At 53.2% G+C, this 25,021-nt stretch carries 19 protein-coding genes; 14 read left to right on the top strand and 5 right to left on the bottom strand.

The annotated features are described in order from the left end of the window. Positions 1–240: 240 nt before the first annotated feature. Positions 241–999 carry an IclR family transcriptional regulator gene (locus AC3Y2E_RS31055; RefSeq protein WP_379217179.1) on the bottom strand — a complete coding sequence of 253 codons (759 nt, stop codon included), beginning with the start codon at positions 997–999 and terminating at the stop codon, positions 241–243. Between the two features lie 390 nt (positions 1,000–1,389). Between AC3Y2E_RS31055 and AC3Y2E_RS31050 the strand changes: the two genes are divergently transcribed. The 6 genes from AC3Y2E_RS31050 to AC3Y2E_RS31025 all read left to right on the top strand — a co-directional run bounded on the left by AC3Y2E_RS31050 (position 1,390) and on the right by AC3Y2E_RS31025 (position 9,558). Next, positions 1,390–2,811 carry an FAD-dependent oxidoreductase gene (locus AC3Y2E_RS31050; RefSeq protein ID WP_379217178.1) on the top strand — a complete coding sequence of 474 codons (1,422 nt, stop codon included), beginning with the start codon at positions 1,390–1,392 and terminating at the stop codon, positions 2,809–2,811. Positions 2,812–2,867: 56 nt separating this feature from the next. Then, on the top strand, positions 2,868–4,121 hold the full coding sequence (locus AC3Y2E_RS31045) for a sialidase family protein (protein WP_379217177.1): 1,254 nt from the start codon (positions 2,868–2,870) through the stop codon (positions 4,119–4,121). Positions 4,122–4,188: 67 nt separating this feature from the next. Continuing rightward, positions 4,189–5,535 (top strand): ABC transporter substrate-binding protein, encoded by a 1,347-nt coding sequence (locus AC3Y2E_RS31040; RefSeq protein WP_379217176.1) that lies wholly within the window; start codon positions 4,189–4,191, stop codon positions 5,533–5,535. Between the two features lie 67 nt (positions 5,536–5,602). Continuing rightward, complete coding sequence (locus AC3Y2E_RS31035; RefSeq protein WP_379217175.1) at positions 5,603–7,774, top strand: tail fiber domain-containing protein; 2,172 nt, start codon at positions 5,603–5,605, stop codon at positions 7,772–7,774. Between the two features lie 652 nt (positions 7,775–8,426). Next, complete coding sequence (locus tag AC3Y2E_RS31030) at positions 8,427–8,789, top strand: hypothetical protein (protein ID WP_379217174.1); 363 nt, start codon at positions 8,427–8,429, stop codon at positions 8,787–8,789. A gap of 61 nt (positions 8,790–8,850) precedes the next feature. Then, the gene (locus tag AC3Y2E_RS31025; protein ID WP_379217173.1) at positions 8,851–9,558 is read left to right on the top strand and encodes a hypothetical protein; all 708 of its coding nucleotides are present in this window, start codon (positions 8,851–8,853) and stop codon (positions 9,556–9,558) included. A gap of 188 nt (positions 9,559–9,746) precedes the next feature. Here AC3Y2E_RS31025 and AC3Y2E_RS31020 read toward each other — a convergent pair whose 3' ends face one another. Then, positions 9,747–10,049, bottom strand: coding sequence for a GerAB/ArcD/ProY family transporter (locus AC3Y2E_RS31020; RefSeq protein WP_379217180.1), 303 nt, complete (start codon positions 10,047–10,049; stop codon positions 9,747–9,749). Positions 10,050–10,295: 246 nt separating this feature from the next. Between AC3Y2E_RS31020 and AC3Y2E_RS31015 the strand changes: the two genes are divergently transcribed. Next, complete coding sequence (locus AC3Y2E_RS31015) at positions 10,296–11,606, top strand: neutral/alkaline non-lysosomal ceramidase N-terminal domain-containing protein (protein ID WP_379217172.1); 1,311 nt, start codon at positions 10,296–10,298, stop codon at positions 11,604–11,606. A gap of 263 nt (positions 11,607–11,869) precedes the next feature. Here the strand turns inward: AC3Y2E_RS31015 and AC3Y2E_RS31010 are convergent, their stop codons facing one another. Further along, positions 11,870–12,526: a DUF2306 domain-containing protein gene (locus tag AC3Y2E_RS31010; protein WP_379217171.1), complete on the bottom strand. Its 657-nt coding sequence runs from the start codon at positions 12,524–12,526 to the stop codon at positions 11,870–11,872. Between the two features lie 64 nt (positions 12,527–12,590). Beyond that, positions 12,591–13,640: a DJ-1/PfpI family protein gene (locus AC3Y2E_RS31005; protein ID WP_379217170.1), complete on the bottom strand. Its 1,050-nt coding sequence runs from the start codon at positions 13,638–13,640 to the stop codon at positions 12,591–12,593. A gap of 222 nt (positions 13,641–13,862) precedes the next feature. Here AC3Y2E_RS31005 and AC3Y2E_RS31000 point away from each other — a divergent pair, with 222 nt between their 5' ends. Continuing rightward, the gene (locus AC3Y2E_RS31000; protein ID WP_379217169.1) at positions 13,863–14,555 is read left to right on the top strand and encodes a response regulator transcription factor; all 693 of its coding nucleotides are present in this window, start codon (positions 13,863–13,865) and stop codon (positions 14,553–14,555) included. Then, positions 14,552–15,904 carry a sensor histidine kinase gene (locus AC3Y2E_RS30995; RefSeq protein WP_379217168.1) on the top strand — a complete coding sequence of 451 codons (1,353 nt, stop codon included), beginning with the start codon at positions 14,552–14,554 and terminating at the stop codon, positions 15,902–15,904. The genes AC3Y2E_RS31000 and AC3Y2E_RS30995 overlap by 4 nt, the downstream gene beginning before the upstream one ends. A gap of 401 nt (positions 15,905–16,305) precedes the next feature. On the opposite strand, the gene AC3Y2E_RS30990 is transcribed toward AC3Y2E_RS30995, so the two are convergent. Next, entirely contained in the window at positions 16,306–17,106 is an 801-nt protein-coding gene (locus AC3Y2E_RS30990) for an AraC family transcriptional regulator (RefSeq protein ID WP_379217167.1), read from the bottom strand. Positions 17,107–17,236: 130 nt separating this feature from the next. Here AC3Y2E_RS30990 and AC3Y2E_RS30985 point away from each other — a divergent pair, with 130 nt between their 5' ends. The 5 genes from AC3Y2E_RS30985 (at position 17,237) to AC3Y2E_RS30965 (ending at position 24,959) form a co-directional block, all read left to right on the top strand. After that, positions 17,237–19,051 (top strand): FAD-dependent oxidoreductase, encoded by a 1,815-nt coding sequence (locus AC3Y2E_RS30985; RefSeq protein ID WP_379217166.1) that lies wholly within the window; start codon positions 17,237–17,239, stop codon positions 19,049–19,051. Between the two features lie 36 nt (positions 19,052–19,087). After that, on the top strand, positions 19,088–20,005 hold the full coding sequence (locus AC3Y2E_RS30980; protein ID WP_190930356.1) for an ABC transporter permease: 918 nt from the start codon (positions 19,088–19,090) through the stop codon (positions 20,003–20,005). Positions 20,006–20,020: 15 nt separating this feature from the next. After that, complete coding sequence (locus AC3Y2E_RS30975) at positions 20,021–20,896, top strand: carbohydrate ABC transporter permease (RefSeq protein ID WP_379217165.1); 876 nt, start codon at positions 20,021–20,023, stop codon at positions 20,894–20,896. Between the two features lie 50 nt (positions 20,897–20,946). Then, positions 20,947–22,491 (top strand): extracellular solute-binding protein, encoded by a 1,545-nt coding sequence (locus AC3Y2E_RS30970; protein WP_379217164.1) that lies wholly within the window; start codon positions 20,947–20,949, stop codon positions 22,489–22,491. A gap of 119 nt (positions 22,492–22,610) precedes the next feature. Further along, positions 22,611–24,959 carry a DUF4838 domain-containing protein gene (locus AC3Y2E_RS30965; RefSeq protein ID WP_379217163.1) on the top strand — a complete coding sequence of 783 codons (2,349 nt, stop codon included), beginning with the start codon at positions 22,611–22,613 and terminating at the stop codon, positions 24,957–24,959. Positions 24,960–25,021: the final 62 nt, after the last annotated feature.

The raw sequence follows: 25,021 nt of genomic DNA, 5'->3' as shown, positions 1-25,021 counted from the left end.
AATCCGCAACTTTGCAGGCAAGTACGTAACTGCCCAGGGTGAAGAGCATCGGAAAGCCGTATGCGGGAAAACCGCACGTACGGTTTGATGAGGAGGGGCTGGTAATCCCAGCCCTTTACTCTACTATGGCTCGAACGGCTGCCGCATACACTCACATGCTCACCGAAGTATGCTTTTTGATACGCCCACCCGCTGACGCAACACTACAGATACGCTCTCAGTCAACACACGCACTTACACTCAATCAATCTCCAAAACCGCAATAACCGCTGCGAGTCTCCGCACATGCTCTTCAATGGTTTGTTCGTCGAAGCGCAGCGAAGGACCGGATATGCTTAGCCCCGCGACAACGTCGCCCTTGCGGCTGCGGATCGGCATGCCTACGCATTTGATGCCGTATTGGTGCTCCATATTGTCGATCGCGTAGCCGCGAAGGCGGATCGTGTTCAATTCGTCCAGCAGCGTACAGGGATCGGTAATGGTGTTGTCCGTTATCGAAGCCAGTCCCCGACCGATCACGGTATCCACGACCTCGCGGGGGAGATAGGCGAGCATCGCTTTGCCGATTCCGGTGCAATAGAGCGGAGCCTTGATGCCCATGACCGATTTGACGGTCATCAGATTTCTCGGCGAGGAGGAATCGAGGTACACGACTTCCGCGTCTTCGCCGGGAATCGCCAGAAAAATGGTTTCGCCCGTAGCGTCGGCCAACTCCTGCATATGGGGCTGAACCGTTTTGCGGAAGCTGATGTTGCTCGATACGACATGGCCCAGCTGCAGCACTTTAAGCGTAAGCCTGTATTTGCCGTTATCCGGATTTTTTTTGATATAACCGGCTTTGACGAACGTGTCCATGATGTTATGTACGTTGCTTTTGTACAAGCCGAGACGTTCGCTGATCTCCGTAACGCCCAGCTCGGGCGTCGTCGCGGTGAAGCAATCCAGCACCTGCAACGCTTTAAATAACGTTTTTGTTTTGATCTGATCGTCTGTCGCCATAAGCTCCACTCCGTCCACATTCCATAATCGGTACAGCGAACCTTAAGGTTTGCTATATTCTTTGTTACCGCTATTATTTAGAACTCTGTTCTTATATTTAGAATTCGATGCAGCCTCATTATACGACAATAGTTTGCGTCAATCAACGATCAGGTGAAAAAACGTGCGAAATCCGGGATTGTATTTCCACGATCGCTGTGCTACTATTTGGGTGTTAAATAATAGAACAACGTTCTAAAAATTAGAACGTTAAGAAGGTGGCTTATCCGCTAGCCGTTCATTGTCTCAATTTGCGGACGGAGAGCGGGGGATGAAAAGAGACGATGCGTCTGTAAGCGGTCGCATAATCACGAAAATAACACGAATCAAGGGGACGAAGGAGGACGAACGATGCGTTACGATGTCATCGTATGCGGAGGAGGCCCGTCGGGGGCCGCAGCTGCCATAGCGGCGGGGCGTGCGGGAGCGCGCGTTCTGCTGGTTGAGCGGTACGGTTTCTGCGGGGGCATGGCGACAAGCGCCCTGGTGAATCCATGGGCAGGCCATGAATACCCTCATCCGGTAACGGGCGATATGGGCTCGCTGATCGGCGGCATATTCAAGGAAATTGTCCGCGGGCTGCACGAGGCGGGCGGCTACGGCTCGGAGCTGACACACTCCGCGTTTGACGAGGAACGCCTGAAAGTGGTCTATGACTGCATGTTGCAGGAGGCGGGCGTTGACATGCTGTATCATACGATCGTGACGGATGTCGTCTGCCGGAACGGACGGATCGAATCGATCGGCGTCGCTTCAAAAGACGGCGCGAGGGCTATCGAAGGCGATATGTTCATTGACGCGACGGGCGACGCGGACTTGGCGAGCCTAGCCGGCTGCGAGTGGAGTCTGGGCCGGCCGGCGGATCAATTGACGCAGGCGATGACGGTAAGCTTCCGCATGGGGAATGTGAACAAGCCTCTGATGCTCAAGCATCTGCGCGAGCGCAACGAGACCGGACACAAGAAGGCGAGACTGCTGGTCGAGCCGTATTTTCAGGAGGCGATCCGGGCTGGGCGGCTTCACTATCCGTACCGCAATTGGATTCATTTTTATGATTATCCGCACCCGGGTGTGTTGCATTTCAACATGACCCGGATCAACAAGGTCAACGGGCTGGTCGCCAAAGATTTGAGCTTCTCTGAAACCGAGGGGCGCAGACAGGCATTCTTGCTGGCCGATTGGCTGCGTGCCGAGGTTCCGTACTTCTCCGGCGCTTATTTGGAGAAGGTCGCCTGCCAGGTGGGCGTGCGGGAAACCCGGCATATTCAAGGGCTGTATACGGTGACGGAGCAGGACATTACCGGTGCGGGAAAGTTTGACGATGCAATCGTGCGCAGCCGTTATTTTATCGATATCCATTCGCCGACCGGCTCGGGCTTCGACCACGAATCTTCGACAGGCTACGGCGCGGTGGCGGACCGGTACAATGTGCCAGAGGGAGATTATTACGAAGTTCCGTACCGGGCGATCGTGCCGAAGGGCGTCCAGAACCTGCTCGTACCTTGCCGGGCATTGTCGGCGACACATGAAGCGTCCGCAGCGATCCGCGTCATGGCGACGATGACCGGGATCGGCGAAGCGGCGGGGATTGCAGCCGGTCATGCGGCCTCACGGGGAATAGCCGCGCAGGAAGTCGATCCGCAGTGGCTCAGAAGCAGGCTGGATTATTTGTCCGAAGGCCCCGATTTCGATCCGTTATGGAACGGCTGCGCCAGCCGGCGGATGACGGGAGCCTCGGTGGCTCCGGAGATTCCCGAAATGCCGGGCGTTTGAGATTCGAAATTCCGCAGTATTCATCGATTAATTGGTTCATATAGGAGGCAGAGCGCATGTTCAAAGTAACCCCTTTAGCGAACGAGCATTTGACGATATTCGAATCCCCCGAACCGGCCTCCACCTTTGTGGGCAGCCCCGGCATCACCCGGCTCGCGAGTGGGAGAATTGTCGTGACGATGGATTTGGGCAACCGCTGGGCGGACTGGACGTATACGAAACCGAAAGATTTGAGCAAGATGGGCAAAGTGTTCGTATCCGACGACCACGGCAAAACCTTCGTTCTGAAGAAGGAATACCCGTTTTTTCACGCCAGGCCGTTTGCCGCCGGGAGCTCGCTGTACGTCTTGGGGCATTGCCGCGACTTGATGGTGATGCGTTCCGACGACGACGGAGAAACCTGGACGGACGCTTATCCGCTTACGGAAGGACAGAAGTGGCACCAGGCCCCCAGTAACGTCCATTACGCAAACGGGAACGTATACTTGGTCATGGAGCGGATGGCCTACACCGATTTTAAAGGATGGGGCGTCGGCTCGCTCGCTCCCGTGCTGATGCGGGGCAGCGAAGCCGCCGATCTGACGCGCAGGGACAACTGGACGTTTGCCTCGGAGGTTGCTTTCCGCGATGTGATCGACAGTGGAGAGCTGGATTATTTCGGCGTACCGTTTTATGAAACGCCGCCCAACGGGTATGCGCTTATCGCGCCTAAGCGGAAGGCCGACGCGGCCGGCTGGCTGGAGACGAACGTTGTGCAGTTCGTCGATCCAAACCATTACTGGCACGATCCGGACGGAAGAACGCTTCATTTGTGGATGCGCGCGAATACTGGAGGAACGGGATATGCCGCGATAGCCAAAGTCGTGGAACAGCCAGACGGCTCGATGGCAACCCAACTGGAAACTGTACCTTCCGGCAAACGTATCGCGTTCGTCCCTTGCCCCGGCGGGCAATTGAAATTTCATATTTTATACGATGACGTATCGCGGCTGTACTGGCTGTTAAGCTCGCAAGCCCGCGACAGCATGATCCGGGCGGAGCGGATGCCGGACGACCGGTACGGCTTGCCCAATAACGAGCGCGACCGGCTGCAGCTGCATTTCTCCACCAATTGCGTCGATTGGTGCTTCGCCGGGCTCGTGTGCGCCGGAAGCTTCGCCAAGGAATCGCGGCAATACGGCAGCATGGCGATCGACGGCGACGATCTGCATATCGTCAGCCGCTCCGGAGGCGAGCATTCGGTGACCGCCCATGACGCTTATAAGCTGACGTTTCATACGGTCCGCAATTTCCGAGATCTTGCGTATTAAACGGTTCCGGGAAACAGTCGCATCGGCGTCCGGACGAAATTAGGAATTAGACAGGGGGAATCCATCCATGGGGGACTCAGGAAGATCGAGAAGACAGAGCCTTTTATACACGACGCTGATTGTCGGCGGATTGCTGATCGCGAGCGGCTGCGGTCGCGAGGCGGACGTAGGCAAGACGCCGGATAATCCGGCAGGATCGCTTGCGGGAGGCGAGCCGGTCACCTTGACTTTGTTCGCGCATGGCATACTGCGGGATCAAGATTTTATCGACTATATGCAGGAACCGATCAAGAAAAAGTACCCGAACGTCACGCTCCGCAAGGTGGACGCCGACAAGCAGGTGACGATGGCAAACCTGATCGCTGCGGGCGACATTCCCGACCTGGTATGGCTCGGACTGACCAATCTTCAGCAGTTGACCGATCTGAACGTGCCCAGCAATCTGGAGCCGCTCGTCCACAAGCATCAATTCGATCTGAAGCGGCTTGACCCGCAGGTGGTCAAAAGCATCCGCTCGTATACGGATAAAGGGGAACTGGTCTATCTGCCGTTCCGCACCTATGCCTTCGGCCTTCATTACAACAAAAGCATCTTCGACAAGTTCGGAGCCGAGTACCCACGAAACGGCATGACCTGGGACGAAGTCATCGAGCTGGCGCGCAAGGTGACACGCACCGAAAACGGCGTCGCCTACCGCGGCTTGAATGCGGGCACCGCGCTGAACCGGATGCAGTCCCAGCTGTCGCTGCCTTATGTGGACCCGCAAACCGACAAGGCGCTTGTTTCTTCGGATGACGGCTGGAGGAGACTGTTTCAAACATTCCAGGATATATACGGCATTCCCGGCAACTATCCGAGCGGAGCGACGTTCGGTGACGGCGCCAAGGCGTTTTTGGATACGAAAACACTCGCGATGTTCCCGCAGCTGCTGCTGCTTAACAATCTCGATTTGGCGAAGGCCGCGAGCGAAGGGTTCCAATGGGGCGTCGTCAGCTACCCGACGTTCAAGGACAAACCGGGCACCGGCCCCGGGCTTTTCTCCGACGGCTTCGTGATCCCGCACGGCAGCAAGCATCCGGATCAGGCGTTTGAGGTGATGGCCTATCTGCTGACGGATGAGATGCAGAAGGTTTACTCCGAGAAAGGCAATATGTCAGCGCTTGTGAACCCGGATATCCATAAACGGTTGTATGCCGAGAGCCCGCTCAGCAAAGGGGTGGATATCGCCGCGCTGTTGGCCGTCCGGTCCGCCGATCCCCACGAGAAGACGATCTATGACGAGAAGGGAAGAGTGATCGTCACCAAACATCTGGAGGCGTATTTTACAGGGAAAGTCGATATGAATACGGCCATGCGGATGGCAAACGACGAGCTCAACAAGGCGGCAGCCGAGATGAAGGCAGCGAAGCAATAAAGGCAGTCGGCAGTTGGAACGATGAAAACGGTTACCTCTTGAACCTAAAAGAAAGCAGGTGATCCCATTGTCGGAGGAAGAAAAAGGCGCATCGCAGGGGCCGCAAGAAGAGAAGGAGCATTCCCCATCCCCGAAGATCAGCAGAAGAAAGCTGCTGGCCGCCGTAGGCATGACCGGAGCTGCATGGGCGGCAACCGGCGCATATGGGGTAGCAGACGGCAGGTCGGTCAGTACGGCGGTTTATGGGTGGATGGACGGCCCCGGGATGCCGTTCCGTAACGTGAAGGCGCTCGGTTCCGTAGCCGAGCTGGCGGGCTTCGAAGGAGAGTACGACGGGCGGCAGGCGCATGTCATCGCTTATCATCCGGATAAGGAGGTCGGCGGCGGTCTCTTCTACTTCGATGCCTCACGTCCCAAGTCGAAGCATGACGGCGGAACGGTCATCAGCTGGACGGTCCCTTGGGACGGTCAGCAGGCGACACTCGCGGATTACTTAAACGGAGCCGGGGAAACCGATCCGAACGGGCTCGGCTGCTGGGTACGTCCCTTCGACGGGCGCGGCGTGTATGCAGAGTGGTTCGGCGTAGTGGGGGACAACGGCGACGAGACGGCCGGGCTGCTGGCAGCCAAGCGGGTGGCGGAGGCGGAGCCTAACCGGTACTTGTACTTGCCGGCGCGCATCGTGACAGTCACGCTGAACGAGCCGCTGCTGTTCGCGGTGCAGAGCTCCGGCTTGTTCGGGACGGGCGCCGATCCCTACATCTACTCCCCCAACGAGCAGAACGTATCCGGTCTGCGGATCAACGGCGGACCTGTCGGTGAAAACAACCGTGCGGCTGTCGTGTTCGACGGATTGGGGCAATGCGGCGGCAATTTCATTCTGATCCCGGGCGAGCAGAACAACTGGTATTGGCCGCTGGATACGTGCGTGTATTCCGGGGATTTTCAGCGCATCCGGACCCGGAGGTTTAACGGCGGACACAGAGTATACAACTCCGTGACCCACGGCCATGAATCGAACAACAACAAGTTTGAGATGGTGGAATGTTATGCCATCAAAAAAGGTCTGCTGCTGGGGGTCAACCCCGTGCCCGGGGCGAAGCAGGTAGCCTTTAATGAGAACACGTGGATCAGCTGCCGTTATCGCGGCAACGTTCATTGCTTGTACATGTACCGCAACAGCACGCCGAAAGCATACGGGAACGTATTCATCAATTGCATATTCCAGGAACGGGCGGCGCCGCTTCAAGGGGATTTCGAAATGTTCAAGGCCGAAGGGGGCCACGTGGAGGGCGTCACGTTTATCAACGGACGTTTCGAATGCGTGCAGGAAGCCGGACGGCAGCGTCCGGTAATCCACCTGAACGGGCTGTCCGGCCGGTCGTTGTGCACCTTCATCGGCACCTACATTCATTCAACGATTGCGATCATCGACGATAATAACATTTTGCGCTCGCTGGGGACTGTGCACAACCCGAACTGGACGGCCAAAGTGCTGGAAACGAACTCGTTGACAGCCCGGGGAACGGCGGAGATGGTAAACGCGCTTAACCCGAGCAACTCGATCCGCTGGACAGGGAAGGGCGATGTGCAAACGCCCACGCGCCATTGGCTGGAAACGCCGTATATTGCGAACGGACACACGAGCGCAGGGTATGGGGGCAAATACCGCAAAGGTTCGTCGTGGTCGGAAAATGTGATCGAGTTTCTCTCCACGGGCGGGGTGCGCGAAACCAAATTGTGGGTGGACGGCGTGCCGGTAACCCGCACGATGCTGTCGGGCACGGACAAATTCCACGCGCCGGCGAGCGATGCGGACGTTCACCTCGGTGCGTCCTACGCCCGCTGGGCGGACGTGTACGCTGCAAGCGGCGTTATTAACACGTCGGATCGGCACGAAAAGCAGGATATCCAGCCGATCCCGGGCGCCGTGCTCGATGCGTGGGCCAGCGTGCAGTACCGGATGTTTCGTTTCAAGGACGCGGTGGCGAAGAAGGGAGACGGGGCACGGCTGCATATCGGGCTCATCGCCCAGGATATCGAAGAAGCGTTTCGCCGGTTCGGGCTGGATGCCTTCGCTTACGGCTTGCTGTGCCGGGATGAGGTCGTCGACGAGAAAACCGGCAATCGGCGGGAAACTTGGGGGATCCGGCCCGACGAGTGCCAGTTTCTCGAATCCGCCTTGCAGCGCAGGGAATGGAACCGGCGGATGAGTGAGCGTTTGAACGGCCAATTTTAAGTTCATTCGGGAGCTAGTTCACGTAGACTGGCACGTCGTGCCGGGAGCAACGGCAGAGTTGGATGAGTGTTACTTATCCGACCCTGTCGTTTCTTTTGGTTTTTTCGGCCGAAGCGGCGTCCAGGTTAATCCGTGATCGCAGGGCAGGAACGGGTGCGTATGTTGCCTAAGGAATGGACCTCATCTTGGAATGATCGGTAATTTATCGGTATATTAAATCGTGTTTCTATTGTAAAATAATTGAAATGCGTAAACTAGGAACCTTATAGGAAATTTAACAAAAGATATTGAACAAGCTTTTGTGTCGTTACAGCAAAAGGGGGTATGTGTGCAAAATTTCAGGGATGAGGGCGCTGTAGGGAAATTCTTTGATTTTTATGATCCATATGGAAACAGGTTTACGATATGGGGAGGCCAGGTCGAGGATTATAATCGCTCATTAAATCAGGCTGGAGATTTCATTCATAGGGAGACACCAACGATGTCATAAAGTAAGATATTAGGGAAAGAGCCAAAGGACAATGAACAACTGGCATTGGGCGCTTGGAGATATCTATTCCATCACCAAGGGTGACGATGGATTATGGAAGACAAGGATTTGAAGGTTGTAGAGGAATACGCAATGAAAAGGTAGCTTTATTGGGAGGAATTCATGAGGAATATTCTAAATTTACTTGTTACACTTATTGTGTTCTGGGTAGGCAATCAGTATTTTAATGAGTATCTATCCATTGCGGATATTAAGACTTTAGTAATTGCATCTGTTCTAATGTTTGTGATTCGTTTTTTGTTCAGTTTGGCCATGGCATTGTCAGTGATGCTGATAGTAGTGGGGGTTGGCTGCTTAACAACACCGGCATTAATTCTCGCCTCAATAGTGCTGACGCCAATAAAACTCTGGCTGCTTGATAAATACCTTAGCGGTTTTGAGATTCATGGGTTCTGGACATACGTGTTACTTACGATTGTTCTCAGTATTTTTACGGTGAAGGTAAAGTCGAAACAAGATAAATGATAAGACAAATCCATTGGATAAAATAATACTTTCATTAGGAAGTGGGGGGAACTACGTATCAATGATTCAAGATAAACCGGGATACTTGTCGAAAGTCCATTATTTATTTGGGAATCATCAAAACTACATTATTACAACGGAAAAGTTTCTCTATGATTTAGAAAAGGTAAAGACAACTGAAGCAATCGCTTTTCATAATGGGGAAGAGCAAGAGGTTATCCATACAGAGATTACTAATGTCGATACTTTAAATCATTACCCTCATATTTATAGAAATTCACTATTTATTACAATAAGCAGCACGTTGGAAGTGCTTCTTTATGAACTATGCAATAGGATTAACATAGAAATGAAGTTGCAAAATCCTTTTCGTAGCGGAAAAGATACACTTACAAGAGCGTGTAGATATATGAAACAAGCTGGCTTTAAATTTCCGGAGGATGAAAGATTGTGGCATCAAATTAGTGACCTGAATAAAATTAGGAATTGTATTGTCCACCACCAAGGGAACATTAGTGAAGATCGGGAAAATCTACTTTTGATTTCAAAGCGCTATCCTTCAATCACGCATAATAAAATGGATCTGATAAACGAATTGCTTCAACAATCAGGAGCAACTCTTCAATCAATGAGCGATTTTGAATTTGAACCGGAATTCATCTTCTTAAAAAAAGACTTTTGTTCCGAAGTAATTGAAATATATAAACGTTTTTTTGAACGACTGTTTTCGATTAATAGTATCAACAATCAAGAAGCACGGAAGGATTAAAATGGATGATCTTTAAAATTTATTAAAAAAAACCGGGAATAAGTGCAGCAACGGGCAACTCCCTAAAACTTTCTTTCATTTGAATCATCACGACGATACTGACGCTCAAAGCTGCTACTGCGAAAACAATGAACCCTATCATGATGAAGAACCCGCCTTATGTTTTCCTTTGGTTGGATGAATCCTAGTTAAGATAAGAAGGAGTACAGGGAACACAACAGAGAATAGCAGCATGTATTCAAAATAATATCTTTTGTTAAGGTGATATTTTCCAGAACGTTGTCGAACCCCAGAGAGAGGCCGGAAATTAATAAAATTAGAGAAAGGGCAATCCATGTCCGATTATTCACCCGAAACAATTGACAAAGTCCGGAGACCGCACAATAGTAGGTCACGCTCAGCTTAATAAAAATGACAACTAACAAGATCAAGGCCAGGGTGGATTCCAGGTGTTCGAAAAAGGTCCCTATGTAAATTTCCTGCACAATCATCAGGTTCCCTTGGTTTGCATTAATCTTCATATCGTTCAGTCGTAGGTAACGGTATAGATCCGTTTAGACTCAGCATAGGCAATTGCAAATGGATGATCCGGTTCGATTCGGCCAATCCGTGCTGACCGTTGCTTAAAGTTCCATTTTTTCAAGATTACCGATTGATTGCAGACCGGGCGGTGTGCGATAATTTAATGGATTCATTTGTCAGTTGAGAGAAATCGATATCTAATAGGAGAGGTTGTCATGAAGATCGGACTGGCCGAAGTGAATGTGACGCCACCGCTCGGGATGCAAATACCGGGTTACGGTCCCAAATCACGGCATGCGACGGGGGTCAAGGACGAACTGTTCGCCAAAGCGATGGTGATCGAGTCGGGGGAAGCTGTTCTTGCTTTTATCGTTATCGACATTCTGTCGCTCGAGCTGGATTCGTCGGATCGCATCCGCAACCGGGTACATGCCTATACCGGGATTCCGGCCGAGCAGGTGATGGTCTCCTGCACGCATACGCACACAGGCCCGCCGCGCCCGCTGGATGAAGCGGCGCTGGCCTACTACCCGACGCTGGAGGAGAAATCGGCGGATGCGGCGATTCTGGCTTACGGCAAACGGGAAGAAGCGAAAATCGGCTGCGGCCGGGGGAACGAGGACAGCGTTGCCTTCAACCGCCGCTTCTTTATGAAGAACGGTGGGCTCCTGACGAATCCGGGCGTTCTGAACCCGAATATCGACAGGCCGGAAGGCCCGATCGATCCGGAGGTGCTCGTCGTCCGCATCGATAACGCACAGGGAGAGCCGCTTGGCATCGTCAGCAACTACGCGGTGCATACCGATTGCGTGGGAGGGACGGAGTACAGCGGCGATTACCCGGCGTTCATCAGTCGGACGATCAAGCAACTTTACGGTGAGTCGGTCGTCAGTCTGTTTTTCCAAGGGGCGTGCGGCAATATTAACCATATCGACGTGTTGGGCCGCCACGACCCCAAGATAATCCCCCATCGGGTTCGGATGGGGAACATCCTTGGCAGGGAAATCGCCAAGGTGCGGGACAAGACGAGTTCCGATTCGAGCGAGGTTGTCCTATCCGCCGCCAGCCGGTTTGTAAGCGTATGCGAGCGGGCGCTGAGAGAGCATGAGGTCGAGTGGGCGCACAGCACGTTGGCAGCTCTGCGGGACGTGCCGGACGACGAGCTGAGCGGCAGACAAGCGATGGAAAAAGCTCGGGCCGAGCAGCGATTGGAGTCGATCCGGCAGCCGCTCGGCTCCCGGGATTATGAAATTCAGGTCGCTGCGATCGGCGATCTCGCGGTCGTGGCGCTGCCGGCCGAAATATTCGTCGAATTTGGGCTGGAAATTAAGGAGAAGTCCCCGTATCCGTATACGATCATCAACGAATTGTCCAACGGCTCGGGCAACGGTTATGTTTGCACGCCGGAGGCTTACGATCGGGGCGGCTATGAGCCCACAGGAACGAAATTCGCCGAAGAGGCGGGAGGTTTGTTCGTCGGCGCCGCCCTGGAGCTGCTGAACGAGCTGCATGGACGGTCGCATTAAACACTCCGGGATAAGGCTTCAGTTTTAACGGGGCGAGTAAGATCAACATAGCAGCGGGGCTGTCCCATAAGCGTTCGCAGGAGAGGGGCCGCCCCAATATCAACAACACGAAAGAACCTCAAATTCCACGGCCACGTGGAGGCTGAGGTTCTTCTTCTCAAAGAACATCGGTTGAAGCAGGGCCTCAAAAAACGCAAATGATTTTTGGCATGTTCCCGTGAGGATCGGGAATCAGACCGATTCCTGCAGTCGGCAAGACGCTTTCAGAGATTCCGAAAGCGTCTTTGCGCATCTTTGGGAGCGGAGCCGGCCCGGATGATGAGCTCCGGAATTAGCAGCAGCAGCACAATCGAGCCGTATACGCCACACGTATAGCTGGTAACGTAATCGAGACCGAAGCCTTGTTGACCTACGAACGTAAGGAGATGGATTGCCAGGTTCGTAAAGCAAAAGGCGTAGCTTCGGATCATCCAGTTCCGGTGTCGGACGATCCGTTTCTTCCGGATGTGAACGAGCGCCGTAATGGTGATCAGCGGCCAAATGATATTGAGCGCGTTAAACCCCATACTGCTTAATTTTCCGCCGGTGGCGTAAGGCGCCATATATCCGGAAGTCAGCACGACGAGAAATACGGACAGGACGTACACGTAGCCGTTCATACGGTGGAGGTTGCGTTTCTTTTCCAGCAATCGATTCGAGAAGTTAAGCAGCCCGGACGCCATGGCGATGCAGGCAAATGCGACATGAACGTACATCACGTTTAACCAGACCGGGAGATGCAGCTCACGCTTAAGCCCGGTTTTATAACTTAGAAACTGCTCGGCCCGCGGATCGATCATATAGTTGTATATCAAGGCGTACAGAATAAATCCAATGCCGATCACAGCTAACAGGACGAACCACCGGTTCTGTTTGTTCAAGCGATGTCAGCCTCCTTGGCTCCATATTCAGGTTCCGGAATGAGCATCCGGCTAACATTCGGGTTCAGACCACCCGCTTGCCCGTTACTTTCGATGCCGGAAGCATGCCGGCTTTGGCCGTTCCGGTCATGCGGTCTCCGTCGACGGATACTTCGAATTTCAAATTCAAGCGAAGCGGTTTGGTAATTCGCAGCTGCCAGGTAAGGCGGCCGTCCATGATTGCTGGATTCATAAACGGTATCGTCTCGTTCCCTTGAGTCGCGTTAGCCTCGATCGCGCCATCCTTTGTCGAGATGAAGAGCCGGGCCTGCATATTCCCGACTGGCGTCGCGATAGTCGTATCCCAAGTCCCCTCGAACGCGGAGGAATGCGAACCGTCGGGACCGGGTGTGCCGTCCGTTTCAGAAGGGATAGGCGTGATGCCGACCGCGACGCCCGAATTTTCCGTCGGTAACGGCGTAATGACGGGTGCCATTCCTGCGGCTCTCCATACCGTTCCTCTCCGCTCAAATTCAAACAGTTGTTCGACCGCATGTGCGATCCGCGGACCCAGCTCACGTTCCACCAGATGCAGCGCTAAATCAAGCCCCGAAGTGACGCCGCCGCTAGTAACCAGGTTGCCGTCGTCCACAACGCGTGCCGCGACCGGAATCGCCCCGGTTACTCCAAGAGCAGTCATGCCCAGATGATGGGTTACCGCCGGTCTGCCTTCCAGCAATCCTCCCATAGCTAGCAGCAGGGAGCCGCCGCATACGGTGGCGATTACGATGTCCTGGCGCCCGAGCGCCTGCCCGACCAGACCGGTCAATTCCGTATTCAGCGCCCGCCCCAGTATCGCCGGGACCGAATTATCGCCTTCTCCTTCGACGTCGCCCGACGCGCCCGGCACGAGAATGATTCCCGCACATTCCGGATTCAGCCTGCCGCTTGCTTCCATAGTTATCCCTTTGACGCCGCTGCGTACCGGTCTGGGGCCTTCGGCCGTGACCAACTGTACGCGAGGCGCATGAGCGTGTTCCGCATACATGGCGGCGGCGCAAAAAACTTCGTAGGGCGCAACGACATCCAGAAGATCAAACCCGTCAAAAAGCACAATTTGGACGTTTACCGTCAAATTCCTCACATCCTTCTCGATTATCGGCCCAAACGCCTTCTACCAACGATCCGTTGGCTGCGGCAGGGACCGTTCCATGTCCGCAACAAGCATTGTAGCAAACGAATATACCAAACAAAGCTGCAAAAAGGTCACAAAACGATAACGAATCGTAACAAATTAGACGGCTGCGTCGGTTTGTTCCGGGAAACATGATAAACTGGTATGCAAAGGTGGGATACGATGAGCGAACCCAATACGATACTGGTTGTAGACGATGATCCGAGTATTGCCGACCTGTTGAGAGACTTCCTGGAATACGAAAATTTTCACGTAATTACTGCCTGTGACGCCGAGCAGGCTTGGTCCGCGTTCCAGAACAACCCGGTACATGGCATCGTTCTGGACATTATGATGCCGGGACAGAACGGATTTGAGCTGTGCCGCCGGATTCGGGCGGAGAGCAGCGTTCCGATCTTGTTCTTGAGCGCGCGCAGCGACGATGTGGACAAAATTCGCGGGCTGACGCTTGGCGGCGACGATTATATCGTCAAAACCGCTTCACCGGGCGAAATTATAGCCAGAGTCAAAGCGGTGTTGCGGCGTTCCGCCGCCCCGCAGCGAATGGGGCAAAAAATAATGGATTTTGGCCGTCTTCAGCTGAACGTGTCGTCCAGAGAAGTGAGCGTGGATGGGAGAAACGTCATGCTCACGCCGAAAGAGTATGAGTTGCTGCGATTATTCGTCGAACACCCGAGACATGTTTTTACGTATGAACAGATTTTGGCAAAGTTTTGGGACGGGGTGGGCGACCGGCATACGATCCGCGTGCATCTCGGCCGGCTTCGCGAAAAAATCGAATCCGATCCGAATCATCCGCAATTTATAGTCAACGTATGGGGAGTCGGGTACCGTTTCGAGGGAGGCTCAACATGAGAACCGTTCGTATACGTACCGTATCCTTGCTGTGCCTGATCATCATGATGCTGCTGCCGTGGATCTTCTATGTGGCGCTCCACTTCATGGAGAACAAAACGTTCAGTCTCGGAAAAAACCGCCTGCAGGAGGAGAAGGTGCAGGCACAGTTGAACGGGATCGTTATGTTTCTCGAGTCCGGGATGAACCAATGGGAAGATCAGGCGTGGCAAAGCCGGCTGCTTGTCCGCTTGCAGCAGGCGAAGCTGGAGGCGGAGCTTGTCTCCGCATCCGGGGAGGTGATGTTCCGGTCCGGCCCGGAGCGCCGCAGCGGCTTATCGTCAGCCGAACGGTTCACCTTCATCGAAGATGGGCAACTGCGCGGCAAGGCCGTCGTGTCCTTGCCTAAGTCGAGCACGGTTCCGGTCATTGCGATGGCAGCCGGACTGTTGCTGGCTTTCCTAATCATCGGCATGGGCATGCGCCAAATAGTGCTGAAACCTCTGGAGACGATAAGCTTGGCAGCCCGGCAAATCACGGCAGGCGATTGGGAGGCGAAGCTGCCCCGCTCCGCAATAACCGAAATAGCTGAAGTGCGCGACGGCTTCGAACGGATGGTAAGCGGGCTGCGCCAAGCTTTCCAAAAACAAACGGAGCTGGAAGAGGGACGCCGGTTTGTGATCGCCGCTGTCGCGCACGATTTGCGAACCCCGCTGTTCGCCTTGCGCGGTTATCTGGAAGGTCTGGAGCAAGGGGTCGCGCAGTCTCCGGAGAAAGCGGCGAAATATGTGGCGGTTTGCAAAGAAAAGTCGGCACAGCTCGATCGGCTGGTCGAAGATTTGTTTACCTTTACCAAGCTGGAGTATCCGGAGATGAAGCTTCACTGCACACTGGTTGATTTTACCCATGTCATCCGCCAATCGGTCGACAATATAGGTCCGCTCGCCCGGACCAAACAGATCTCGATCTTGGACCGAACCACTGACGGCTGCTTGCTCAGCGGCGACTTGCACTTATTGGAGCGTTCCCTCAACAACCTGCTCGGTAATGCCGTCAGGCACACCCCCGAGTTTGGCGAAATCGTCGTGCAAGGTTACACGGAGAATGACCAGGTGAAGTTTACGATCCGCGATACGGGGCCGGGCTTCTCATCCGAAGAACTGCAGCGTGCGTTTGAACCTCTGTTCCGGGGGGAGACGTCCAGAAATCGTTCTACCGGGGGGAGCGGATTAGGGCTTGCAATCTCGCATACGATCATGAAGCGTCATGGAGGCGGCCTTGCCGTAAGCAACCATCCGGAGGGAGGCGCTCTGGTGACGGGCTGGCTTCCTGTAAACGGCCGACAGCAGGACAAGGATAGCCTGGTTTAAACCGATCCCGACTCAGGGGAGCTTGGAGCGCGTCATCGGAATAACGGCATAGCGGGAACGCTTCTACGGCAAGACGACCTTTTACCAGTTGATCTACGAGATCTATGAGGAGTTGGAATCAGGCGAGGTTCAAATTCTTCGTCCGGATGTGGTGTCGCTCGTCAAGTATTATATGGACAGGCATTTTCGCGAGCGATCTGGAAAAGCCTGGACGCGGTTAAAAATAACCGGATGCACAAGGTGCCGTACTACGGTCTGTTTTTCGACGATCCGATCGCGATCGAGCATCAGATGGAGATGCTGACGAATCTGATATTGAAGTAAGCCGGAAGAAGCCTGCAGTTCAGGCTTCTTTTTTAGTTGGTCAGAAAATAGGTTCACAAGAAACGGCCGTCCGCAGCCTAATACCGGTTTTGCTTGCGGAACTCGGAAGGGCTTACGCCCATCGTTTTGCGGAATACCCGGCTGAGATAAAAGCCGTTCTCATATCCGCATTTCCCCGCTATGACATCCAGCGTCCATTCCGTAACGAGCAGCAGTCTGCAGGCCATCTTTACCCGAATCGAGGTTAAGTATTGCAAAGGGTTTACGCCGTAGGCGCTTTTGAATTTCCGAATCAGCTGCACAGGCGTCAATCCGAACAAAACGGCGACATCCCGGACTTCGATTGATTCATGCGCATGGTCCTTGAAATAAACGGCGACATCGCGAATGAACTCGTCTTCGTTCAATGAAGAGACGGAGTCGGGGGATTCCAACGCCTGCTGGGTAATCATCAGCCAGATGTCCGATAAATAGTGCTGCTTCGGCATTTGATTTTCCGGGTTGAAGGGAAGCTGCTGATCCGCCTGTCTTAAGCTGCTGTAGTTTTCGGACAACCGCCGGAATTGCGGCAGCCGGATTTTCCGCTGGGCCAGAAGAGGCATGAGCTGTTGAGGTTCGCCGTCCGGCAATGTGAACGTAATGGAGTGGAAGCTGAAGCTCAAGGGTGTCAACACGTTTCGGTAAAAGGCGACCTGGGGCGGGCACACGACCACATCGCCGAATTCGGCCACACCGTAATCTTCTCCGATCCGGTATTCGAACATGCCTTCCTCTACTCCAAACAAAACCCAAGTGACATACGTATCCGTCTCGTATAGAAACTGTTCTTTTTTGCTCCAATACACATGGTAAAAAATATCGGGCAAGCCTGCGTACAATTCTCTTCACCTCGTTCGAGTGTTTTGTAATTTTGGATATGAAGAGGTAATTCTATGAATTCCAATTAGTCAACGAAAGATCTTAATATGTAATTAAAGATATCATAGAAAACAAAGGAGTCAATGCAGCATGGGGAAGCCAGATACGAAACTGTTAAGTACAGACATTTTGATCGCCGGCGGAGGGATGACGGGGGTGGCGGCTGCTATTGCCGCGGCGCGTAACGGAGCCCGGGTGATTGTATGCCAGGACCGTTCGGTTCTCGGCGGAAATGCATCGTCGGAAATTCGTATGAATGTATCCGGTGCATCCACGATCGGCAAGGAATTGGAGACGGAGCGCAGAGAAACCGGCATTATCGAAGAAATCATGCTGGAATGCGCAGTCCGAAATCCGCAGCGAAGCGCGAGTATGCTGGACTTGATTTTATATGAGAAATGCCGTGCCGAACCGAATCTGACCCTGATGCTGAACACGGCGGTTGTCGGCGCCGAAGTCGAAGGCTCCCGTATTCATTCGGCTTTCGCGGTGAGAGAAAGCACGGAGGAGAGCTTCACGATTCACGCTGATATTTTCGTGGACTGCACGGGCGACGGCCGGCTCGGGTTTGAAGCCGGGGCCGATTTTACGACGGGCCGTGAAGCGGTAGAGGAATATAACGAGTCCGGCGCGAGCTTGAACAGAGACGCTTACCGTCTCGGATCTTCGCTTTTGTTCACATCGAAGGATATGGGGCGTCCGATGCCTTTTACCGCGCCGGAATGGGCCCGCAAGTTTACGGAAGAAGATCTGAAGTTCAGAAGCCACGATTCCTGGGAGTTCGGGTATTGGTGGGTGGAATTCGGCGGAACGCTGGATACGATCAAGGATAACGAGCAGATCCGCGACGAGCTGCTTGCGATCATGCTGGGGGTATGGGATCACATCAAAAATAGCGGCAATCACCCCGATTCCGTAAACTGGGCGCTGGATTGGTTCGGCTTTCTTCCGGGAAAAAGAGAGTCCAGACGATTTATCGGCTTGCACGTGCTGACCCAAAACGATATTCAGCAGGCTATCGACTTCGATGATGTAATCGCTTACGGCGGCTGGTCGATGGATACCCATCCTCCCCAAGGCATCGATGCGAAAGACGAGAAGCCGTGCAATCAGCCGTTTACGCCTTATCTGTACGGCATTCCGCTCCGCTCAATGATAAGCAGGAACGTATCGAATCTGATGTTCGCCGGACGCAATTTATCGGCTACCCATATCGCATTCTCCAGCACCCGGGTTATGGCGACATGCGCGGTCATGGGAGAAGGGCTCGGAACGTTCGCGGCAACGGCGGTGAAGCACAGGCTTCCGCTGGAACGAGCGTGGCGCGAAAGCGGTGTCGTGAAGGAGGCTCAGCAGCAATTGCTTCGGCAGGGAGCTTTTTTGCCCGGCATGGAGTTGGAAGGAAATCTCGCGAAGCTGGCCCGGATTTCCGCATCGTCCGAGCAAAAGCAAGGAAAATGTAGTGATGTTGTGGACGGGCATACTCGTGCGGTCCATGGGGAGAAGGGGGTACGACCCGACTTGACGTCAGCTGGCACGCATCGCTGGATGTCGGAGCCGGGAGACGGCCGTCCATGGCTGGAGCTGGAGTGGGAGGAGCCGGTATCAGTTTCCCGGATTACGATCGTTCTGGATACCGGGCTTCACCGATTATTGATGCTATGTCATTTGGACGTGGTTCAGAATCATATGCAGTGGGGGCGCCCGCAAGCTGAAACGCTGAAGGAGTTTAAGCTGATCGCTTATGACGAACGAGGGGGCATGGAAATCGCCCATATCAGGGACAACTACCAACGAATGATCCAATTGCCCGTAACGCTGAAAAATCTGAAGAAGCTCCGCTTGGAGGTTATCGCCACGAACGGCTTGGACCATGCGCGGGTGGTTGAGCTCGTCTGCGAGTAACGCCGCGTACGGAAGCGTCTTCGGGAGGAGAATGGGATGAATAACAGCAAAGTCAGTCCTGCCTGGTTGTATGCACGAAAAAACAAGTGGCTGTATGTTTTGCTTTTACCCGGGTTTATCTATCTGCTTATTTTCAAATATATCCCGATGTTCGGCATTGTCATTGCGTTCCAGGATTTCAATTTGACCAAAGGCATCTGGGGAAGCGATTGGGTCGGCTTCGAGCATTTCCGCTATCTGTTTCAATCGGACGATTTTTTCAAGATTTTAAGGAATTCGCTAATTATTAGCTTTTATCAAGTTTTATTCGGATTTCCGGCACCGATCGTACTGGCTATTATGCTGAACGAAATCAGGAACCTTCTCTTCAAAAGAGTCGCCCAAACGGTGCTGTATTTGCCGCACTTCATATCGTGGGTCGTCATATCCGGCATCATTATCAATATGCTGTCGCCGTCGTCCGGCTGGGTCAACCGGCTGATCGTCGATTTCGGCGGAGAGCCGATACATTTTCTGCTGAAGCCCGAGTTTTTCCGGACGATCCTGGTTTCCGCGGAAATATGGAAGGAGCTCGGCTGGGGGACGATCATTTACTTGGCTGCGCTTACGTCCGTGGACCCGTCCCTTTACGAATCAGCCACGATAGACGGGGCCAACCGGCTGCAGAAAATATGGTACATTTCGCTTCCCAGCATTGCGACCACGATCGTCATTATTTTGGTCCTGCGGGTCGGAAGCGTATTGGATATCGGCTTCGAGCAGATCTTCCTGCTGTATAATCCGGCTACTTACGAGGTGGCTGACGTGTTTGAAACCTACACGTACCGGGTCGGCTTATTGGAAGGAAGACTTTCTTTCACGGCTGCCGTCGGCTTGTTCAAATCGGTAGTCGGGCTGGTTATGATCGTTTTGGCCAACCGGATCGCGCGCTTATTCGGAAAGTCACTGTGGTAGGAGGTGAAGAGGAACATGCACAAAAAAATCGAGCTTTTTGACATCGCCATCTATCTCATCGTCTCTTTGATTTGCGCGGTCATGCTGTATCCCCTTCTGAACGTCGCGGCGGTTTCGATCAGCTCGCACAGCGCTTATCTGCAAAACCCGATGCGCATATGGCCCAGCCAAATCTCGTTTGATGCCTACAAGGAAATTCTTTCTCATCCGGTGCTTGCGAGAAGCTACCTCAATACGCTGATCGTTACGGTCAGCGGCGTAGCGTTGGGCATCTTTCTGTATATAATCACGGCGTATCCGCTCTCCAAAACGCATCTGAAAGGCAGAGCGATCCTGATCAATCTGGTCATCTTCACGATGCTGTTCAACGGCGGACTCATTCCGAACTTTTACCTGATTCGTTCTCTCGGCATGCTGGACACGTTGGCCGCGCTCGTATTTCCCGGCTTATTCTCCGCATTCAGCTTAATCCTGATGGTGAATTTCATGCAGAACATTCCGGAGGAGCTGGAGGAAGCCGCGAAAATGGACGGAGCGTCCGAGCCCTACATTTTGTTCAAAATCGTCGTTCCGCTCTCCATGCCGATAATCGCCACATTAACGCTGTTTGCGGCGGTCGGTTATTGGAACAGCTTTTTCTCGGCGATCATCTACATCCGAAGCGTGGAAAACTGGCCGTTGATGCTGTTTTTGCGGGAGGTTATCGAAGGCGCTCATATGCTGCAAATATCGGCGGGGGGCAACAGCGCCGAGATCGGCAATATGAACGTCATGCCGGAGAAGCTGAAATACGCGACGATTATGATCGTCATGCTGCCGATTTTGTCGGTGTACCCGTTTCTTCAACGATTTTTTGTCAAAGGGATTATGCTGGGGTCGATAAAAGGATGAACAGAAAGACCCTTGACATATAAAGCAAATATAAAAGGGAGGCTGAACACATGTTCAAAAAAGTAATGGCTGGAGTGGGCGTAACGGTGCTGCTCGCCGGGGCGACCGCATGCGGAAGCAATACCAATACGGCCGAGACGGGCGACAAGAAGCCGGCCGGGGCGGAAAATGCACTAGTAAGCATGAAAATCATGGGGCAATTTGCATCATCCAACTTATCGGAAACGGACACGCTGCTCGTTCAATCAATCGAGAAAGCAACGAATACGTCGATCAAATTCGATATCCCGCCGTCGACCGGCTACAGCGAGCGTCTTCAATTATCGCTGACGACCGGAGACTATCCCGATGTCGTTTATTTTCCGAGTACCAGCGATGCCGCGTTTTTGAAAGCGGTTAAGGACGGCGTGATCGTGCCGATCGATGAATATTTGAAAAGCGCCGACAACGTTAAAAAATATTCGTACGATATTTCCTGGGACTCCTTGCGGGTCAACAACGACGGCAAAATTTACGGGATACCGCGAACGACCGTAATCCGCTCCGACGGGTACTGGCTCCGGAAAGACTGGCTCGATAAATTAAATATCAAGCTCCCGGACAATAACGAAATTACGCTGGATCAAATGATCGAGATTATGCGGAAATTTTCGAAGGAAGACCCCGACGGCAACGGAAAACACGATACGTACGGGTATGGGACGGCCGTGGGCGGCGATAAATCACTCAAGCCGATTTTCCAGAACGAGCTTGGTTTATACGGCTGGCAGGAGTCCGGCGGTGGCGAGTATAAGTTTATGAACCCCCAATACGATATGAACTCCGATCAATATTCGAAGGCTTTGGAGTTAACGGCCAAGCTGTTCAAGGAAGGGCTGATCGATCCGGATTCGCCGTCGCTCGACGCCACCAAAGCTCTAGAGCGGTTTCAAAGCGGCAAAACCGGCATATTGGAAGGGTTCGCAGGCCATTACGAAACGTTCCTCAAAGCCGGCAAAACCATTAATCCGAACTACGAGCTTGCTTACGTATACGTGAAAAATCAACAAGGCGAGATGAAAGGGCTTGGGCTTGGAACGGGCATGTGGGGCTTTTGGGCGGTAACCCGCAATGCGAAGGACCCGCAGCGAGTTGTCGACGTATTCGATTACATGCTGTCGGACAAAGGTTGGGATTCGATCTATAACGGCGTGGAAGGGCATGATTTCAAGGTGGAAGCCAACAAGCGCGTCTTCGTGGACCCGCCGCTGGAAACCTTTGTCCGCAAAAATATCGTTCGCCGCGCCAACGACTACATGTTCTTCATTAATCCGGGGATGCCGGAGGAGATGAAGCAAAAGCTCGTGCCGAACATCGAAAAAGCTGTGAAAAGAATCGTGCTGTCTAAAGACCGCGAGTTCACGCCGGCCATTGCGAAAACGCCGCCTTATCTGGATTTCAACAAAAAGTTCAGCGAGGTTACGACGAAAGTCATTATTGGCGACGCCGATCCTTCCGAGTACAAAAAAGTGCTGCAGGAGTGGCATACGAAATTCGGCAAAACGTATTTGAAGGAGATGAACGATTACATCGGTCAAATGGAAAGCAAGAAATAAGGAGAAGGATTGTTCGCACTCCCGCTTTGGGGTGTAACAATATAATCCCGGCCATCAGGCCCAAGCCCCCGGAATGGTCATTCCGGGAGGCTTCAACAAAAGGAGGCGCTAAGTTGAGGATGAGGAAAGGAAAACGGTTCGTTTGGCTGTTGATTTTGGTTTGGGCTGTTGCCCCGCTGCTGATGGAGGCTAGGCAAGCGAGTGCAAATGAAAGGGGCCTGGCGGACGAAGCAGGCCGGAAGCATCAAGGTGCAGAGCAAGGCGTTGTGCTAGTGAGTGACGGCAACCCTTCGGCAACCGTTGTAACGACGGTGTATGCTTCGGTATTGGAGAAGAAGGCGGCAACTGAACTGGTGAATTACATAAAAAGCATATCCGGGGCGGAGCTTCCTATTGTAACGAACGTGGGAGAAGCAACCGGAACGAAAATCTATATCGGAGGGGCGTCCCCCAATATCGACCTGGATGCAATCCGTCAAGGCGGAGAAGATCCCGCCTCTTTCCGTCTAGCGGCGACGGCGGACTCCGTCCAACTGTACGGGCTCTCGGATCAAGGCACGTTATATGCGGCTTTCGAGCTTCTGGAGCAGTTGGGCGTACGTTGGTTCATGCCCGGAGACATCGGGACGGTAATTCCGTCGAGAAAAACGATAACGCTTCCAATTCAAGATACGATCCAGCATCCCGGCTTTTCGGCCAGAGCGATGCAAGCAACCGAAGCTTATCAGAAACCTTCCGGACTTCCGAACGGCGTCAATTTGAACGAGGGCAAGCCTTGGGTTGAATATATGAGACTGAATCAAAAGTATTACGGCAATCATGGTCTTCCGTGCACCATCAGCGCAAAGGACCGGCCCGATTTGTACCTGCCGAACGAGAACGGACTACCGACGACCCAATTGGACGTTACGAAGCCTGACGTTTTGGCCTGTGTCGTCCAGGGCTCGCTGAACAAATTGCAGCAGGATCCTAATCTGAAAGACCTGAGAATGGGGCCGAACGACGGACTAGTGAAGGTGCTGCAGCCTCACCCGGACTGGGATGGGAACGATATGGACGCAACGCACGACACGTTGTCGTTAACGGATCGTTACGTGAAATTTTACAATCTTGTGTTGGAACAGCTGGAGTTGGCCGGATATCCGGATGTCAGCATCTCGTTTTACGCCTATGACACGTATTACCAACCGCCGGTACGCTGGACGCCGCATCCCAGGCTCATTCCGGTCATCGCTTCGATTACGGTAGACCGCTTCCATGCCCTGGACAATCCTCTTTCCTGGGAACGCGGTCACCTGAAAGAGATCATCGAAGGCTGGCGGAATCTGGGGGTTCAGCCTCAGATTTATCAGTATCTGTACAACCTTGCCGATCCGGGCCTTCCGTTTTCACCGGTCGATCAAGTGTCCAGCGAGTTTAAGTATTACAAGCAGAACGGGATTACCGGCATTCGCGCCGAAAACTTGCCCTCTTGGGGGTATCAGGGTCCGGGACTTTATTTGGCGGCAAAAATGATGTGGAATCCGGATCTGGATGTTGAGGACTTGCTTGACGATTACTATTCGAAGTTTTACGGTCCGGCGGCCAAGTCGATGCGGGAGCATTTTGAAACGTTGGAGCAGGCTTTTGCCGATGCCGATTATTTTGCCGGAAACATTTATGATTTCCCGCATATTTTGACGGACAAGGTTCGGAAGGAAATGGAGAAAACGCTGGGCAAAGCCGAGAAGGAAGCTAACAAATCGAACGATCCGGTTTACGGCAAGCGTGTTGCCATGGTGCGGCTTGCTTATAGTTTCGGTGACCAATTTCTCGGGATGATGGAATCCATGAATCGCCTGGATTTTGTGAAGGCCAAAAAACAGTTTGATCAAATTTACGTTCTCCGGAATGAAGCCGTACTCCATTCGCCCGTGATCTTAAATCCGTATGGATCGTTTGTGTTTACTGATATTTTCTGGAAAAAGATGGTGACGGAAGGCGAACAGCGCGTAACCGGAGGAAACCGGGTTGTCGCTCAAATGCCGGACGAATGGAAGGCGATGCTGTTCCCGCACGAGAACGGAGAACTACTCGGTTTGTGGAAACCGGGTCTGGGAACAAAGTCATGGTTGAAGCTGAAGACTTATTCCGAGACATGGTCCAGCCAAGGACTTCGCTATTATAAAGGGCACGTCTGGTACCGGACGGAAGTGAAGGTCGACAAGAAGTTTGATAACGGCAATCCGATCCGCCTTTGGTTCAGCAGCATCGATGACAGCGCAAAGGTTTGGATGAACGGACAAGAGCTGCCGCTGGTGAAAAAGGGCAGCGGGTTAACGTCGCCGTGGGAGTTTGACGCGACGAACGCCATCCGGTTCGGACAGTCGAATCTAATCGTTGTTGATGTAGGCAATACGATACTGGATGAATTGGGGACAGGCGGAATTACGGGGCCGGCGATGCTTTGGCAGGCTGCATCTGACTGATTGGCTGGAACGGGTCCGCAAGGAATTTGCAATAAAAGGGAAAAAGTTCTTGTCCGAAAGTG

The sequence above is a fragment of the Paenibacillus sp. MAH-35 genome (assembly GCF_058135425.1).
The sequence above is the reverse complement of the archived record's forward strand: the minus strand, read 5'-3'. Positions and strand labels throughout refer to the sequence as shown.

Excerpts from the sequence above, each read along its gene's own strand:
- AC3Y2E_RS31030 (WP_379217174.1), top strand. The coding sequence starts at position 8,427 with ATGAGGAATATTCTAAATTTACTTGTTACACTTATTGTGTTCTGGGTA.
- AC3Y2E_RS31020 (WP_379217180.1), bottom strand. The coding sequence starts at position 10,049 with ATGATTGTGCAGGAAATTTACATAGGGACCTTTTTCGAACACCTGGAA.
- AC3Y2E_RS31055 (WP_379217179.1), bottom strand. The coding sequence starts at position 999 with ATGGCGACAGACGATCAGATCAAAACAAAAACGTTATTTAAAGCGTTG.
- AC3Y2E_RS31050 (WP_379217178.1), top strand. The coding sequence starts at position 1,390 with ATGCGTTACGATGTCATCGTATGCGGAGGAGGCCCGTCGGGGGCCGCA.
- AC3Y2E_RS30975 (WP_379217165.1), top strand. The coding sequence starts at position 20,021 with ATGCACAAAAAAATCGAGCTTTTTGACATCGCCATCTATCTCATCGTC.
- AC3Y2E_RS31045 (WP_379217177.1), top strand. The coding sequence starts at position 2,868 with ATGTTCAAAGTAACCCCTTTAGCGAACGAGCATTTGACGATATTCGAA.
- AC3Y2E_RS31040 (WP_379217176.1), top strand. The coding sequence starts at position 4,189 with ATGGGGGACTCAGGAAGATCGAGAAGACAGAGCCTTTTATACACGACG.
- AC3Y2E_RS31025 (WP_379217173.1), top strand. The coding sequence starts at position 8,851 with ATGATTCAAGATAAACCGGGATACTTGTCGAAAGTCCATTATTTATTT.
- AC3Y2E_RS30965 (WP_379217163.1), top strand. The coding sequence starts at position 22,611 with ATGAGGAAAGGAAAACGGTTCGTTTGGCTGTTGATTTTGGTTTGGGCT.
- AC3Y2E_RS30985 (WP_379217166.1), top strand. The coding sequence starts at position 17,237 with ATGGGGAAGCCAGATACGAAACTGTTAAGTACAGACATTTTGATCGCC.
- AC3Y2E_RS31000 (WP_379217169.1), top strand. The coding sequence starts at position 13,863 with ATGAGCGAACCCAATACGATACTGGTTGTAGACGATGATCCGAGTATT.
- AC3Y2E_RS30970 (WP_379217164.1), top strand. The coding sequence starts at position 20,947 with ATGTTCAAAAAAGTAATGGCTGGAGTGGGCGTAACGGTGCTGCTCGCC.
- AC3Y2E_RS30980 (WP_190930356.1), top strand. The coding sequence starts at position 19,088 with ATGAATAACAGCAAAGTCAGTCCTGCCTGGTTGTATGCACGAAAAAAC.
- AC3Y2E_RS30995 (WP_379217168.1), top strand. The coding sequence starts at position 14,552 with ATGAGAACCGTTCGTATACGTACCGTATCCTTGCTGTGCCTGATCATC.
- AC3Y2E_RS31015 (WP_379217172.1), top strand. The coding sequence starts at position 10,296 with ATGAAGATCGGACTGGCCGAAGTGAATGTGACGCCACCGCTCGGGATG.